At 39.6% G+C, this 13,638-nt stretch carries 12 protein-coding genes; 5 read left to right on the top strand and 7 right to left on the bottom strand.

Annotated elements, in window-relative coordinates; genetic code table 11:
* Nucleotides 1–85: 85 nt before the first annotated feature.
* Nucleotides 86–1,033 carry a metal-dependent hydrolase gene (locus tag PYV58_RS02030; RefSeq protein ID WP_004816855.1) on the top strand — a complete coding sequence of 316 codons (948 nt, stop codon included), beginning with the start codon at nucleotides 86–88 and terminating at the stop codon, nucleotides 1,031–1,033.
* Nucleotides 1,034–1,135: 102 nt separating this feature from the next.
* Here the strand turns inward: PYV58_RS02030 and PYV58_RS02025 are convergent, their stop codons facing one another.
* Both PYV58_RS02025 and PYV58_RS02020 read right to left on the bottom strand, forming a co-directional pair.
* The gene (locus PYV58_RS02025; protein ID WP_034614383.1) at nucleotides 1,136–2,374 is read right to left on the bottom strand and encodes a dicarboxylate/amino acid:cation symporter; all 1,239 of its coding nucleotides are present in this window, start codon (nucleotides 2,372–2,374) and stop codon (nucleotides 1,136–1,138) included.
* Nucleotides 2,375–2,525: 151 nt separating this feature from the next.
* Nucleotides 2,526–3,401 carry an acyl-CoA thioesterase II gene (locus PYV58_RS02020; protein WP_004725658.1) on the bottom strand — a complete coding sequence of 292 codons (876 nt, stop codon included), beginning with the start codon at nucleotides 3,399–3,401 and terminating at the stop codon, nucleotides 2,526–2,528.
* A gap of 295 nt (nucleotides 3,402–3,696) precedes the next feature.
* Here PYV58_RS02020 and plsB point away from each other — a divergent pair, with 295 nt between their 5' ends.
* Complete coding sequence (plsB, locus tag PYV58_RS02015) at nucleotides 3,697–6,282, top strand: glycerol-3-phosphate 1-O-acyltransferase PlsB (protein WP_004816852.1); 2,586 nt, start codon at nucleotides 3,697–3,699, stop codon at nucleotides 6,280–6,282.
* Between the two features lie 191 nt (nucleotides 6,283–6,473).
* Here plsB and PYV58_RS02010 read toward each other — a convergent pair whose 3' ends face one another.
* Nucleotides 6,474–7,298, bottom strand: a complete 825-nt coding sequence (locus PYV58_RS02010; RefSeq protein WP_034614388.1) for an NAD-dependent epimerase/dehydratase family protein — start codon at nucleotides 7,296–7,298, stop codon at nucleotides 6,474–6,476.
* A 59-nt stretch (nucleotides 7,299–7,357) separates the two neighbouring features.
* Between PYV58_RS02010 and recG the strand changes: the two genes are divergently transcribed.
* Together recG and PYV58_RS02000 are read left to right on the top strand one after the other, a co-directional pair.
* Entirely contained in the window at nucleotides 7,358–9,403 is a 2,046-nt protein-coding gene (recG, locus tag PYV58_RS02005; protein WP_034614392.1) for an ATP-dependent DNA helicase RecG, read from the top strand.
* 220 nt (nucleotides 9,404–9,623) lie between these two features.
* On the top strand, nucleotides 9,624–10,253 hold the full coding sequence (locus PYV58_RS02000) for a phosphoribosyltransferase family protein (RefSeq protein WP_034614395.1): 630 nt from the start codon (nucleotides 9,624–9,626) through the stop codon (nucleotides 10,251–10,253).
* Between the two features lie 52 nt (nucleotides 10,254–10,305).
* On the opposite strand, the gene PYV58_RS01995 is transcribed toward PYV58_RS02000, so the two are convergent.
* Together PYV58_RS01995 and PYV58_RS01990 are read right to left on the bottom strand one after the other, a co-directional pair.
* Nucleotides 10,306–10,704, bottom strand: coding sequence for an NUDIX domain-containing protein (locus PYV58_RS01995; protein WP_034614399.1), 399 nt, complete (start codon nucleotides 10,702–10,704; stop codon nucleotides 10,306–10,308).
* Nucleotides 10,705–10,782: 78 nt separating this feature from the next.
* Entirely contained in the window at nucleotides 10,783–11,400 is a 618-nt protein-coding gene (locus PYV58_RS01990) for a TIGR00730 family Rossman fold protein (protein ID WP_034614402.1), read from the bottom strand.
* A gap of 158 nt (nucleotides 11,401–11,558) precedes the next feature.
* Between PYV58_RS01990 and PYV58_RS01985 the strand changes: the two genes are divergently transcribed.
* On the top strand, nucleotides 11,559–12,572 hold the full coding sequence (locus PYV58_RS01985) for a magnesium and cobalt transport protein CorA (protein WP_004816845.1): 1,014 nt from the start codon (nucleotides 11,559–11,561) through the stop codon (nucleotides 12,570–12,572).
* Between the two features lie 115 nt (nucleotides 12,573–12,687).
* On the opposite strand, the gene PYV58_RS01980 is transcribed toward PYV58_RS01985, so the two are convergent.
* Both PYV58_RS01980 and PYV58_RS01975 read right to left on the bottom strand, forming a co-directional pair.
* On the bottom strand, nucleotides 12,688–12,975 hold the full coding sequence (locus tag PYV58_RS01980; RefSeq protein ID WP_034614405.1) for a toluene tolerance protein: 288 nt from the start codon (nucleotides 12,973–12,975) through the stop codon (nucleotides 12,688–12,690).
* Nucleotides 12,976–13,002: 27 nt separating this feature from the next.
* A complete protein-coding gene (locus tag PYV58_RS01975) occupies nucleotides 13,003–13,623 on the bottom strand; it encodes an ABC transporter substrate-binding protein (RefSeq protein ID WP_004816842.1) in 621 nt (206 codons plus the stop codon).
* Between the last annotated feature and the right edge of the window lie 15 nt (nucleotides 13,624–13,638).

The following is a 13,638-nucleotide window of genomic DNA, read 5'->3' as shown; positions in this document are numbered from 1 at the left end:
CTAAATTGCTAATAACTATTTAGGACATTTTTTTATACTTGAATAATAAAGTGTGAAATCACCAAAGAAAAATTAGGACACTGTGATGAAGTTACTCGCTAAATTAAAGAACAGTCGGATTGGATCGTCTATTCAGTACCACATCAAACCACGTAAAGTGAAATTTGAATGGCAAGATACCCCTGTCGATTGGATTCCAAATCAGCCATTTGTCAGCTACTTTATCAATGAAATTAACAATATTCTCCCAGCAGGTGAATTTTGGTTTTGCCGTTTATACAATCGTGTTTTACCCAAAATCACAGATGAAAAATTAGCTGAAGATGTTCGCGCCTTTATCCGCCAAGAAGCTATGCATGCCCAAGCACATGCTTCGGCAAATAAAGAATACTTAACTGTGCGTAATATTGATATTCAACGTAATCTTGAGATTATGGATTTCTTGTTTGGTAAATTACTTGCAGATCAACCACTCGGCTTTAAAGTACCCAAAGCTCTTGATCATCAATGGGATTTGTTCCGCTTAGGTATCGTCGCCACTGTTGAACATATGACTTGTGTCTTGGGTAAATATGCGCTTTATAATAAAAAATGGGCGGAATTGGGTGCAGATCCCAATATGCTTGATTTAGTCAAATGGCATGGTGCCGAAGAGATTGAACACCGCACAGTGGCTTTTGATCTGTATCGTCATTTAGGTGGCGGTTATATTTCCCGTTATTATCAAAGTGTTATCGTGATTGCCGCTGTATTAGGCTTATGGGTTGATGGTGCTGCACATATCATGGGGCAAGACCCACGTTATGCAGATAAAAAACCTGCTTTCTATAAGCCTTGGATTTGGCGTGAATGGGCAAGTATCGCACAATCAGATAATCGCTTAATGCCACATCCATTATGGTTGGTTTCACAGCAATTGGGCTATTTAATGCCTTGGTATGATCCAGTACATGAAGCAAAAACAGAAGATGCGATTGCTTATTTGGATCAATCCCCTGCGGCAAAACGTGCATTGCCTAGAGTTGCAGCATAATAACTATTGAATAGTGATGAATACTGAAATCCAATCAAAAAAGCAGGATTAAGATCCTGCTTTTTTTGGGCCAATCTTTTAGAACAAGATCCTAACCATAGACTAAGTTGAACTTTCCATATCTTTGGTGTTTCGGTCAACCACCACACTAATCATCATATCCCCTTGTACATTCACTACGGTACGTACAGTATCGAGAATACGGTCAATTGGCAGAAGAATCGCAATTGCTTCCGCTGGTAATCCCACAGATTGCAGCACCATGATCATGGTGACCATGCCCGCACTTGGAATACCCGGTGCGCCCAATGAAGCAATCATCGCGGTCAAACAGACAATTACCTGCTGGGTGATTGATAATTCTAAACCCATTAAATTGGCAATAAAAAGCGCTGCTGCTGCTTCATAAAGTGCTGTTCCATCCATGTTTAACTGGGAACCAAAAGGAATCACAAAGCCTGCAATTTGTGGACGCACGCCTAAATTTTCTTGAGTACACTTTAAACTCAAAGGCATGGTTGCAGAACTTGAACTGGTTGCAAAAGCTGTAATTAATGCTGCACGCGTTCCTTTAAAAAAGGTAATCGGATCCATTTTTCCAAAGATCCATAACAACAATGGCAGAACCACAACACCATGAAATATGGTGGTTCCCGTAACAACAATAGCAAACTCAGCAAGACGGCTTAAAATAGAGATGTCTTCTGTTGCAATCAGCTTTGCCATCAAAGCAAAAATACCAATCGGCGCAACTTTCATCACCCAACCCACTAACATCATCATGATGTCAAAAAACTGACGTGCCAGTTGTTTGATTGAATTAAAGCGCTCTCCACCATGTACCAGTGCCAAACCCAATAACAAAGCAAACAGTACGACTGCCAAAACATTGCCGTCACTAAATGCTTTAAATGGATTGATGAGGGTATTTTGAATAAAATTGGTTAAAAACGAGCTGGGTGTCAGTGAATCTGGGCTTTTATGTTGATTCATTGCATCTTGAAACATTGCAATGTCCACACCTTGTCCTACATTGAATAGATGTGTCGAGGCTAAACCGAGAATAAGTGCCAATGTCGTTGTGGTCACACAACAAGCCAAGGTTATTTTCCAAACTCGACTGAGTTGACTGCCCGCTTCTAAGTTTGAAACACCCACCAAGATTGAACTAAAAATAAGTGGAACCAAAAGCATTTTTAATAAACCAATAAAAATACTACTGGCGATGCTCAAACCATAAATGCTGGCATCTAAAAATTGAGTATTAGGGAATTGATTTAATAAAAATCCAAATGCCACACCAAGAATGGCTGCAATAAAAATTTGGGTGTTTAAACTCATCTTCGCTGACTATTATAAATATTTACACGTTGAACTATGCCATTGAAGTTATTTAGAATCGAGCATTTTTTTGTCACAAGCTCTGCTAAAAAATAGAAAAGCCATCAGAGATGATGGCTTATTTCTAGGATTTGAGTATCAGTATAAAATCTTATTGGTTTTCGATTTCACGTACCCGCATCAAACCTTCTTGCACCGTACTACAAACCAATTCGCCATTTTGCCACATACGACCAAAATTCAGACCGCGTGAATTTGCACTGACTGTTGCATCCATATCGTACAGCATCCAATCATCTGCTTTCACTGGTTTATGGAAATAGATCGTATGATCGATACTGGCACATTGCAAACTTGGCGAGAGGTAATTGAGACCATGCGGGCGCAAAGCAGTCATCATCAAGGTATAGTCCGAATAAAACGCAACAATTGCCTGATTTAAGGAAATATCATCCGCCTGTTCTGCAGCTAATGGCTCATGCGTACGCAAGTAATGTGCATAAGACGGCGCTTCAGGTTGTGGTTGAAATGGATTGGTCACATTGATCGGACGGATTTCTACCTGACGTGGACGCATAAACGCAGCACGAATATTTTCTGGGATAAAACTAATTAAATTTTCTTTAAGCTCTTGCTCAGCTTTTAATTCATCAGGTGCTGGATATTCTGGCTCAGCAATTTGATAATTCAAGCCTTCTTCAGGTGTTGCAAATGACACCATTGCAGAAAAAATGGTACGCCCATGCTGGATTGCACGTACTTGACGACTCAAGAAGCTTTTGCCATCACGTAAACGATCAACCTCATAAATGATTGGGGCATTGATATCCCCGCCATATAGGAAGTATGCATGTAAAGAATGTACGGGGCGATCAGCGGTATATGATGCTGCCCGCAGTGCTTGTCCTAAAACTTGCCCACCAAAAACACGCTTACCAACTAAATTTCGACTTTGACCACGAAAAATATGTTCTTCAAGTTTTTCAAGGGTTAAAAGCTCTACAAGCTCTTGGGTTAAAGCATTCATAAGTGACCTTTCTATATACTGAATACTGACTTTATTCCAATGGATAGAACAAAGTATCCATATTTTAGAGATTTAACTCTATTTTGCCATAAGTCCTGAGAGAAACATTAAATTTTCATAAACTGTATTGTCACTTCTCTTGTGCTGATGGATTGTTTAAAATACGTTTTTTAACGATAAAATCTGACAAGCGACCCGCAGTTTGTCAGAAAATGACATACTGTTCTGTGCTTTAATTACAGAAAATATTTTTTATCCGCTTTATTGCGTGATTCACCATTGGCTAGGAGTATTTATGTCCAAGAGTGGCTTTGGTCAAATGTATCGTCGACTTTCGAGTAAAATACTTGACCTTGTGGTAACACCACATGTTCTTGGAGAGGTTCCTACAGAAGCTCAACCTTTAGACCCTTCAACTGAAAATTCTGAACTCATTCAGCCCACAACTCAAAAAGTTGTCTGTTATGTTCTACAGAATTACTCACGAAGTAATGCTTTAGTTGTTGATGGTGAAACACGTCGTTTGCAGCTTCCTCCTGCACTTGACCCATTAATGATTGGCAATAGTCGCGAAAAAGCTGCGATTTTATTTTTACAACACCAAGACGAAAACAATTATTTTAATCCGCCTACGCATGCTTATCCGCCGCGTTTAGTTAGACTGATTGAATCACTTGATCAAAATGCTGATTTAGATATTGAATTGATCCCTGTTACAGTACTGTGGGGACGTTCACCAGATAAAGAAGACTCTTGGTTTAAGCTGTTATTTACTGACACTTGGGCAACGCCAAGTAAAGTTAAACAGTTGATGAACATTGGTTTACATGGTCGACAGTCATTCCTTGAATTCCATGAAGCGCAATCACTTAGAGCATTGGTGGATCATGCGAAAATTGCTCATCCCAATATTTCACCAGCCACTTATATTGTCAATCAGTTAAATGACTACTTAGATCGTCAGCGTGAGGTCATTCTCGGTCCAGATTTATCTGATCGCCGTAATGTCATGCAATCACTGATTAAAGCCCCTGATGTACAGGATGCAATTCGTAAAGAAAGTATTCGCTCAAAAATCAGCATGATTGATGCTGAACATAAAGCGATTGGTTTTGTAAACGAAATTGCATCCGACTATTCTGCATCGGCTGTACGCTTTGCAGATATGGCTTTGACTCGTCTATGGACACAACTTTATGACGGCGTTGAAGTACATAACTTCAATACTGTGCGCGAGTTAGTCAAAGACTATGAAGTGATTTATACACCTTGTCACCGTAGCCATATCGATTACTTGTTATTGTCTTATGTGATTTATAAACGTGGTTTGATGGTGCCATATATTGCTGCAGGCGATAACCTCAACATGCCATTTGTCGGTCAATTACTGCGTGGAGGCGGTGCATTCTTTATCCGTCGTTCATTCCGCGGCAATGCACTTTATACATCGGTATTTAAAGAATATTTATTTAGTATCCTGTCTAGAAACACACCTCTTGAATACTTTATTGAAGGTGGTCGTTCTCGAACTGGGCGTTTGTTACCACCGAAAACTGGCATGCTCGCAATGACGGTACATGGTCATTTGCGCGGCCGTGCCAAACCGATTGTCTTTATCCCAACCTATGTGGGTTATGAGCGCTTGATGGAAGGCGCAACTTATGTCGGCGAAATGAATGGTAAGCCAAAAGAAGCTGAATCCATCTGGGGAATCTTGCAAACCCTGAAAAAAATTGAGCGTATTTTTGGTAAAGTGCATGTTAATTTTGGTGAGCCTGTTTTCTTAGATGACTTACTCAAAGCACATGGCGCTGATCAAATCACCATTGAACATAATGATGATCCAATTCCGCAAGAAGTCTCAGATGCAGTAACCAGTTCGGCAAATGCGATTCTGGAAAATATCAACCGTGCTGTGGTGATCAACCCTGTTTCTTTATTGTCACTGATTTTATTGGCAACTCCAAAACACACACTTGATGAAGAAATCTGCATTAAACAGCTTGATACATATCGCAAGTTATTAACCGCAAATCCTTATGACAGCCGTACTCAGGTCACACCATTGTCAGGCAAAGAAATCATTGCCTATGGTATGAAGTTGAAATTGATTAAACGTGTTCAACACGTCCTTGGCGATATTATTGCCATTGAAGATAATCAAGCCATTTTACTGACTTACTTCCGCAATAACATTTTGCATGCCTTTGTTTTACCGTCGTTGGTTGCGGCATTGGTCGAACACAATGGCAAGATCAGTAAGTCTGATTTACTCAATGTGATTCGTACCCTTTATCCATTCTTAAAAGCAGAGTTGTTCTTAAAATGGAAAGATAGTGAAATCAAGGCTCAAGTGACTGAATATGTCGATGCTTTGGCTCAAGCGAATTTAATTTTTGTCGATGATGAAGATTTTATCTTCAGCCCTGCGCCAAACTCAGAAGACCATAATCAATTGGCTGTTTTGGCTGCGCCAGTACGTCAAAGTCTTGAACGTTATTACATGACGCTGGCTTTAATTACTCAACGTGGCTCTGGAAATATCTCGATTCGCCAAGTTGAAGAATTAAGTCACTTGGTTGGGCAACGTTTATCTGTGTTGTATGAGTTCAACTCACCTGAGTTCTTTGATAAAGCGTTATTCCAAAGTTTTATGAAAGTCTTAACTGAACAAGGCTATATCAAAACCAATGAAGACCATGCCATTGTTTTTGATGAGCAGTTTAGAAATGTTGCGCAATATGCCAATTTGGTGCTTGATGATGTAACTTTGCAAATGCTACACCATATCACCTCATTTACAGATGAGGAGTTAAAAGAAGCTTTAGATGCTTTAGCCGCTCAACAAGCCAAGAAGCGCTTAAAACGGAAGAAAAAATAAAAGCTTTAAAGTACCTTTTTCCTTTGGGAGAAGGTTGGGATGATTACCTCTCCCTAACCCTCTCCTGCAAGGAGAGGGAACTTTTCAATATCTCTATGATGAACAATACTGAACCAACCCATTTTCATACTTAACAATTTTTTAGTTTATTTCCAAACTTATCTAAAACGTAAAATGATCCTTAAAAATAGCTAGTATATTTTAAGGTTTAAATTCTTCTGATAATCAAGATAACAATTTTGATGTGCCCACTTAAATCCTGTTGCAAGCATCCTCTCCGCAAAAATCTGCTTCCCTGTTTGATTGGAACTTTCTAAAACTAAGTGCGATAAATTCAACTGTTGTTGGAACCATAAAATTATTTCATGCAATGGTAGCGGTTGATTATTTGTACAAATATATGATTTTTCTGGATGTTCCACGTGAAGCAAATGCGCTAAGAAATCTGCAAGGTCATCTATATGGATTCGATTTGACCAATGAATATTGGGATAGCTGTGTGTGGTTTCTGCAAGTTTAATCATACGAGCAACGGATGTACCATAAATCCCAGTTGGGCGCACAATCACACATTTAGATGGATAAGCCTGTTGCCATCGCCGCTCCATTTCCAATAACAACTGCCCCTGTTGATCACTTGGAATAGGCCTTGACTCATCATCAATACGTTCACCATGGTTTTCCCCATAAACACGTGTCGATGAAACCACAATAACTCTTTTGAGCGGATGGTCTTTTAAAGCCCTTACAATCGGCTGTACCGAGTCGACATAGGTTTGTTGATAATTTTCGATAGCACTTAGCGGAGAATTTCGAGATGGTGCGAGCAATACATACACCACATCGACAGGCTGAATTTGCGCTAAATCGAGTTGTTGAATGTCTTGAATCAAATGTTGTGCGAAATCATCATCTTTCGCACCGCGGCTAACTGTGGTAATTTGGTGATCTTGCTGAAATAATTGTTTGGCAACACGTTGCGATGTTTTACCATAACCAATAAATAGAATATGCATTACACGACCTATTCTTCGAAACCGATTTTCAAAATTAATCAAACTTAAGTTGAGGGGACATGGCTGCCGTCCATCAATTGCAAGGGGTTGGCAATGCCGCCGCTGCTTTACTTGAAAAACTAAATATTTTCACCACAGATGATTTACTGTTTCATTTGCCACGTGATTATGAAGATCGTAGCACGATCATTCCCATGAACCAATTACAAGTCGGTCGTAGTTATCTCATGGAAGGCGTGGTCAGATCAATCGATATGCCACCTGGTAAACGCAAATCGATGGCGATTTTATTGCAAGATGATTTTGGCAAGGTTACCTTACGCTTTTATCATATCTATAAAGCACTCACAGATCGTGCTAAAGCGGGTAATCGTTTAAGAATCTTTGGGGAAGTCCGTGTAGGGGCTCGGGGCCTTGAACTTTACCATCCTGAGATCCAATTAATTACCGAACATACAGCGCTCCCTAAAACCCAACTAACAGCAATTTACCCTGCCACCGAAGGCTTAACCCAACCCAAATTACGCGAATATGTTAAGCAAGCTTTAAACCAGCACGCTGATGCTTTACCTGAGTTATTACCTGAAAAATTCACCAATGGTTATGCGCTTAAACAGGCATTGGAGTATATTCATCATCCTCCTGTAAATGCCAATATGCTGCAACTTTCACAAGGTTCTCACCCTGCTCAACAACGTTTAATTTTTGAAGAATTGGTTGCACATCAAATCAGCCTATTAACCCGACGTGCTTATATTCAACAAATTGCAGCGCCAGCATTTTCAACCAGTAAAAAATTTGCAAAAGCCTTATTGGCAAGCTTACCTTTTGAAATGACCAATGCACAAAAACGTGTATCAAACGAAATTGCCAAAGATTTAAAACAAAACAAACCTATGTTGCGATTGGTTCAGGGTGATGTAGGAGCAGGTAAAACATTGGTTGCAGGTGTTGCGGCTTGTCATATTTTGGAAGAAGGTTGGCAAGTGGCGCTGATGGCACCGACTGAAATTTTAGCTGAACAGCACTATATCAATTTTAAGAAATGGTTCGAGCCACTCGGTTTAAATGTGTCATGGCTTTCAGGCAAACAAAAAGGCAAAGCACGCGCTGCGGCTGAACAAACCATTAAAGATGGAACTGCCAATATTGTGGTGGGTACCCATGCTTTATTTCAGGACAATGTTGAATTTTCCAAACTTGGTCTCGTGATTATTGATGAACAACATCGTTTCGGGGTAGATCAACGTCTAGCTTTACGTAATAAAGGCGTGGATAACACCACACCACACCAATTGGTCATGACAGCAACACCAATCCCTCGCACACTGGCAATGTCGGCCTATGGTGACCTAGATACCTCAGTGATTGATGAATTGCCTCCTGGACGTACTCCCATTCAAACAGTCACGATTCCACTTGATAGACGAGAAGAAGTCTTGAATCGTATCACCACCAACTGCGCTGAAGGTAAACAGGCATATTGGGTCTGTACATTGGTCGAACAATCAGAAACTCTCGATGCTCAAGCCGCAGAAGCCACCTATCAAGAGATTAAAGATCGCTTTCCACAGATTAATATTGGCTTAGTCCATGGAAAAATGAAAGCCGATGAGAAGCAACTGGTCATGCAACAATTCAAAGACAATGAATTGCAACTGCTGATTGCAACGACAGTGATTGAAGTCGGAGTCGATGTTCCAAACGCCTCCATTATGGTGATTGAAAATGCTGAGCGCTTAGGCCTGTCTCAGTTGCATCAGTTACGTGGTCGTGTCGGTCGTGGTGCAACCGCAAGTTTCTGCGCCCTACTCTATAAACATCCTTTATCACAAAATGGCCAAGAACGTTTACGCATCATGCGTGAAACCAATGACGGTTTTATCATTGCAGAAAAAGACTTAGAAATCCGAGGGCCAGGTGAATTACTGGGCACCAAACAAACAGGAGATTTGGGTTTCCGTGTCGCCAAGCTAGAACGAGATGATCATTTACTTAATCAAGCACATTATGTTGCCAGTCAAGTACTCAAAGATGATCCAGAAAATGCTGAAGCTTTATTAAAACGCTGGTTACCTGAAGCACCGAGATATGCCTATGTCTAAACATGTATTTAGAATATCCATGCATAAACAGCATAGCTTAGATATTTGATTCATTCAGTCTAACGATGCTTATCAAAATCGATAACCACAAATGATGACATGGAAGTTGTCATTACATGGTGATATGAAGATTAAGCGATATAAAGCTTAATAAAAATCTGCTATTGATCTATTCAGCACACTATGCGAAATTAATCACAAATAAAAAATAGAACAGAGCATGCTCCAATTTATCAATCGAGTTCTCCATAAAAGCGTACAAAGCCTTTCCCCTTGCCTACTTTGTGGAACAGATCGACAACAACAGCATTCCCTTTGTAACACGTGTTGGAACGAACTTCCTTGGTATAAGCAGCATATAGAACGGCATCAACACCAGATTGTTTGTGCTCACCGTTACGACTTCCCAATTGATCGCATCATCCAAGTCTATAAATATGAACAACAACTGCAATATCAGACACTATTGGCACAAAGTTTATTGAATTTAAGCCTACCTAAAATTCAAGCCATTGTTCCTATGCCAATTTCTACTGCTCGTTTAAAAGAACGTGGCTACAATCAAATGCTGATTATCGCCAAAATCATGGCAAGGCAATTAAATATCCCAGTATGGCAACCCGTGATTCGAGAAGCACAACATTCACAAAAAGGTTTAAGTAGAATTGAGCGCTTAGAAAATATTGAATATCAATTTAAAATGATCAAAACAGAAAAAAGAAAATATAAAAAAGTACTGATTATTGATGATGTCGTGACCACAGGCAGTTCAATTCATGCTTTAACCCATGCTTTAGAAAACTTGGGCTGCCAGCAGATTTATAGCGTCTGCATTGCCGCAGCTCAATAAATTTTCCTCATCGTTCAGCGATACATACATTGTGAAGCAAACATAGCAAAAATTATGAATGGATTAAATTTGCTTTACACCATGGGATCACGATCTCTTTGGTCAATGGCGCTAAAAGCGTTTGCGCATCATCCAAATCAATCCATTTCATTTCAGCAATTTCTGCATTGATTTTTGGTATTTGCTCTAGGTCGACTAGATAGAGATAACTCACCAATTGAAAGTCTGCTTCATTGGCCGCTTTTGTTTCAAAACGCCCAATAAACTGAGTAATCTCGGCTTGAACACTAATTTCTTCTAAAATCTCACGCAACATGGTCTGCTCAGGTGGTTCATTGGGTTCTAGCTTTCCACCAACCTGCATAAAAAATTGTGTATTTTGCTTTCTCACCAAGAGCAATTGATTTTTATCATTCAAAATCACAGCTGCCGCGACAGTAATTACATTCATAAGATTTAAAAATAGAATAAAAACACAATATATTGTGACAGCAATAAATTTAAAAACAATATATTGTGTTTTAGTTTTTTAACCAAATGTACGATCTGCTTGATCTAATTTAACCAATTCTTCACGTTCTTTTACACCCCATTTTGGTTCTGGTGCTTGATAGCGACTAAACTGGGTTAGAATTTCTTCGATCGAAGCAGAATGAATCAACTGATCTGTAAAACGCGCTTTAGAAAAACCCTTGTCTGTCGTGAGTTGAATAAATTTCAATAAATCATCATAAAAACCTTCAACATTTAAAAATGCACAAGGTTTTAAATGAATTCCCAATTGTGCCCACGTCCATTGCTCAAAAATCTCTTCAATTGTTCCTGCACCACCAGGCAATGCAATGAAGCCATCGGAAAGTTCAGACATTTTTGTTTTACGTTCATGCATATTTTTAACAATATACAGCTCGGTCAAATCTGGATGAGCCAATTCACGATCGACCAAACCCTGAGGGATCACACCAATCACTTTGCCTCCAGCTGCCAAAGCACTGTCAGCAACGATGCCCATTAAGCCTGAACGACCACCACCATAGACCAAAGTTTTCCCTTGCTTGGCGATTGTTTCACCAGTCAGCTCTGCTACATCAGCAAAAATTTGATCCGTACCTAACGATGAACCACAAAAAATAGCAATAGAATTCATAAATTTAACCTAACTTTAATTTTGTCATGCTAAAAATGCAGACGGCCAATCAAGATTTTTTTTACAAAACAGCAATGTAATGAGTGTTTTTCCTAAAATCCTTGTCTAAAATACACACATCAAATTGACACCACACTGCGCAAGGGAGAAAAGACATAATGCTTGAAGCCTTTTACGCCACTGAGCGCGGTAGCTTAGAAGATGCAACAATTAATGGTGGATTCGACCTACATCCTGAATTGGTATGGGTTGACCTCATTGCACCTTCACAAGAAGAACAAGAATGGGTTTTAGATGCTTATCAGCAAAATTTACCAACTCTTAAATCTTTAGAAGACATTTCATCCTCTGCACGATTCTACCGTGATGATGATGGGATTCTACATATCAGTACTTATTTTTTAACAAAAAATAAAAATTACCAAGTTGAAGGCGATCCCGAAGATACTTCAAACATGCTTGCCAATGTGCAGACGGTTGCATTCATTTTGCATAAAGATCGCTTATTTACCTTACGTGGTGAAAAGCTGGTTGCCTTTCGTGCCTTTCGTGCACGCGCACGCCGCAATGACTATGAAATTGAATACAAAGATCCGACATGGATTCTTTTAGGTTTATTAGAAGCAAAACTGGATGAGCTTGCGGATATCTTGGAAGATATCCACAAAGACTTAGAGTTATATTCCACAGAAGTCCTCAACGTCCGTCATCGTGAAATGATTTTAGACTTAGATGACATGATTACCCGTTTAGCACAAAAGGAAGATATGCTTGGAAAAGCGCAACTCTGTCTGATTGACTTACGTCGTGTCTTGACCTTTCTGTCTCGCCCTCGCGCATTGGGGAGCCATATCTATGATGCAGATATTCGAGAGTTAAGTGAAGATGTACGTTCCCTTGTAGAACATGACGCGTTCTTGTTCCAAAAAGTACGATTCTTACTTGATACCACCTCTGGATTTATTAACACTGAACAGAACGATACCATTCGTCGCTTCTCCATCTTACCCAGTATGCTTGCGCCACCGATGTTGATTGCCAGTATTTATGGGATGAACACTGAGATTCTGCCTTTTGCCCATGGCCACTGGAGCTTTTATGTGGTGATTAGCATCTTAATTGCTTTCTTTGTGGGGCCTTTGGCTTACTTTAGATGGAAGAAATGGATTTAAATACTGCATTCCCCTTATTGAATTGAGTTGAGATTTAGCACTGCTCAATGCAGAAAGAAAAATGAGTCAATAAAAAAGCACCTTTAGGTGCTTTTTTACATCAATATTGCATATGCTAAATTAATTTCAAGTCATCTTGCAAATGGCAAGCTTGAATAATTTTCATCATCTTTTCAGGCACTGCTTTAAACTGCAGTCCCTGAAGATTTGGTGTTTGACGTAACCACTGCACAAACACAGATAAAGCAAGGGTACTGCCATGTTCAAGCTGTGATAGATTCACAGTTATTGGAAAATTTTTCTCATTTTGAATCACTCTCAAACCATTTAAATAATAGCTTTCAGCATTCTCGTAAGCAATTTTACCGCTAACATATAATTCCTGATTTTTAAATTCAATCACTCGCTTGCACCTATCTATGTTATGAGCTTACTTCTTAACAGCAGCGTCTGCATCAGGCTTGAATGTTGCAATTGCTTTGTCAATATTACCGCCGTTACGTTGCACGTTCGCAGCAAATTGGTTACGGAATTGCAAACCTAGATCGATACCAGACACATTCAAATTACGCACTTTCCATTGGCTACCTGCATCAGACAACTGGAAAGATACAGGGATCTTTTCACCATTGTTATTGAAGTCTAAAGTAACGACAGGAAACTTGCTGTTGGTTGCCTTATACGGACGCATTGAATACGATTGATTTGAATACTTCGCAAATGCGCTACCATAATTCTCAATCAACGTATTACGGAAGTTTTGTTCAAATTGCGCACGTTGAGCAGGGGTACTGCTATTTGCATAAGTTCCCATCACAATACGTGTAAACGCTTGACCATCGACATAAGGATCAAGGTTTTGGCGAACAATCGCTTTAACAGTAGCAGGGTTTTGCAATTTACCTTGATCTGCTTTTAAGCGCGAAATCAGGCCATCAGCAACACGTTTAACAAATACTGGTGGTGCTTCTGCTGGAGCAGCTTGAGCTGCAGTCGCCACCATAGTTGCCAAAATAGTTGCAGTAAAAGTTTGTTTTAACAGCATGTTCATTTTCAATAACTCCTC

It is taken from the genome of Acinetobacter sp. TAC-1, assembly GCF_029025845.1.
In the GTDB taxonomy this organism is placed as follows: Bacteria; Pseudomonadota; Gammaproteobacteria; order Pseudomonadales; family Moraxellaceae; genus Acinetobacter; species Acinetobacter guillouiae.
Note: the sequence above shows the minus strand (reverse complement) of the source record. Positions and strands in the feature narration are given on the sequence as shown.

What these genes read in the sequence shown, in the direction of transcription:
- PYV58_RS02030 (WP_004816855.1), top strand. Translation starts at nt 86, where the DNA reads ATGAAGTTACTCGCTAAATTAAAGAACAGTCGGATTGGATCGTCTATT.
- PYV58_RS02025 (WP_034614383.1), bottom strand. Translation starts at nt 2,374, where the DNA reads ATGAGTTTAAACACCCAAATTTTTATTGCAGCCATTCTTGGTGTGGCA.
- PYV58_RS02020 (WP_004725658.1), bottom strand. Translation starts at nt 3,401, where the DNA reads ATGAATGCTTTAACCCAAGAGCTTGTAGAGCTTTTAACCCTTGAAAAA.
- plsB (WP_004816852.1), top strand. Translation starts at nt 3,697, where the DNA reads ATGTCCAAGAGTGGCTTTGGTCAAATGTATCGTCGACTTTCGAGTAAA.
- PYV58_RS02010 (WP_034614388.1), bottom strand. Translation starts at nt 7,298, where the DNA reads ATGCATATTCTATTTATTGGTTATGGTAAAACATCGCAACGTGTTGCC.
- recG (WP_034614392.1), top strand. Translation starts at nt 7,358, where the DNA reads ATGGCTGCCGTCCATCAATTGCAAGGGGTTGGCAATGCCGCCGCTGCT.
- PYV58_RS02000 (WP_034614395.1), top strand. Translation starts at nt 9,624, where the DNA reads ATGCTCCAATTTATCAATCGAGTTCTCCATAAAAGCGTACAAAGCCTT.
- PYV58_RS01995 (WP_034614399.1), bottom strand. Translation starts at nt 10,704, where the DNA reads ATGAATGTAATTACTGTCGCGGCAGCTGTGATTTTGAATGATAAAAAT.
- PYV58_RS01990 (WP_034614402.1), bottom strand. Translation starts at nt 11,400, where the DNA reads ATGAATTCTATTGCTATTTTTTGTGGTTCATCGTTAGGTACGGATCAA.
- PYV58_RS01985 (WP_004816845.1), top strand. Translation starts at nt 11,559, where the DNA reads ATGCTTGAAGCCTTTTACGCCACTGAGCGCGGTAGCTTAGAAGATGCA.
- PYV58_RS01975 (WP_004816842.1), bottom strand. Translation starts at nt 13,623, where the DNA reads ATGAACATGCTGTTAAAACAAACTTTTACTGCAACTATTTTGGCAACT.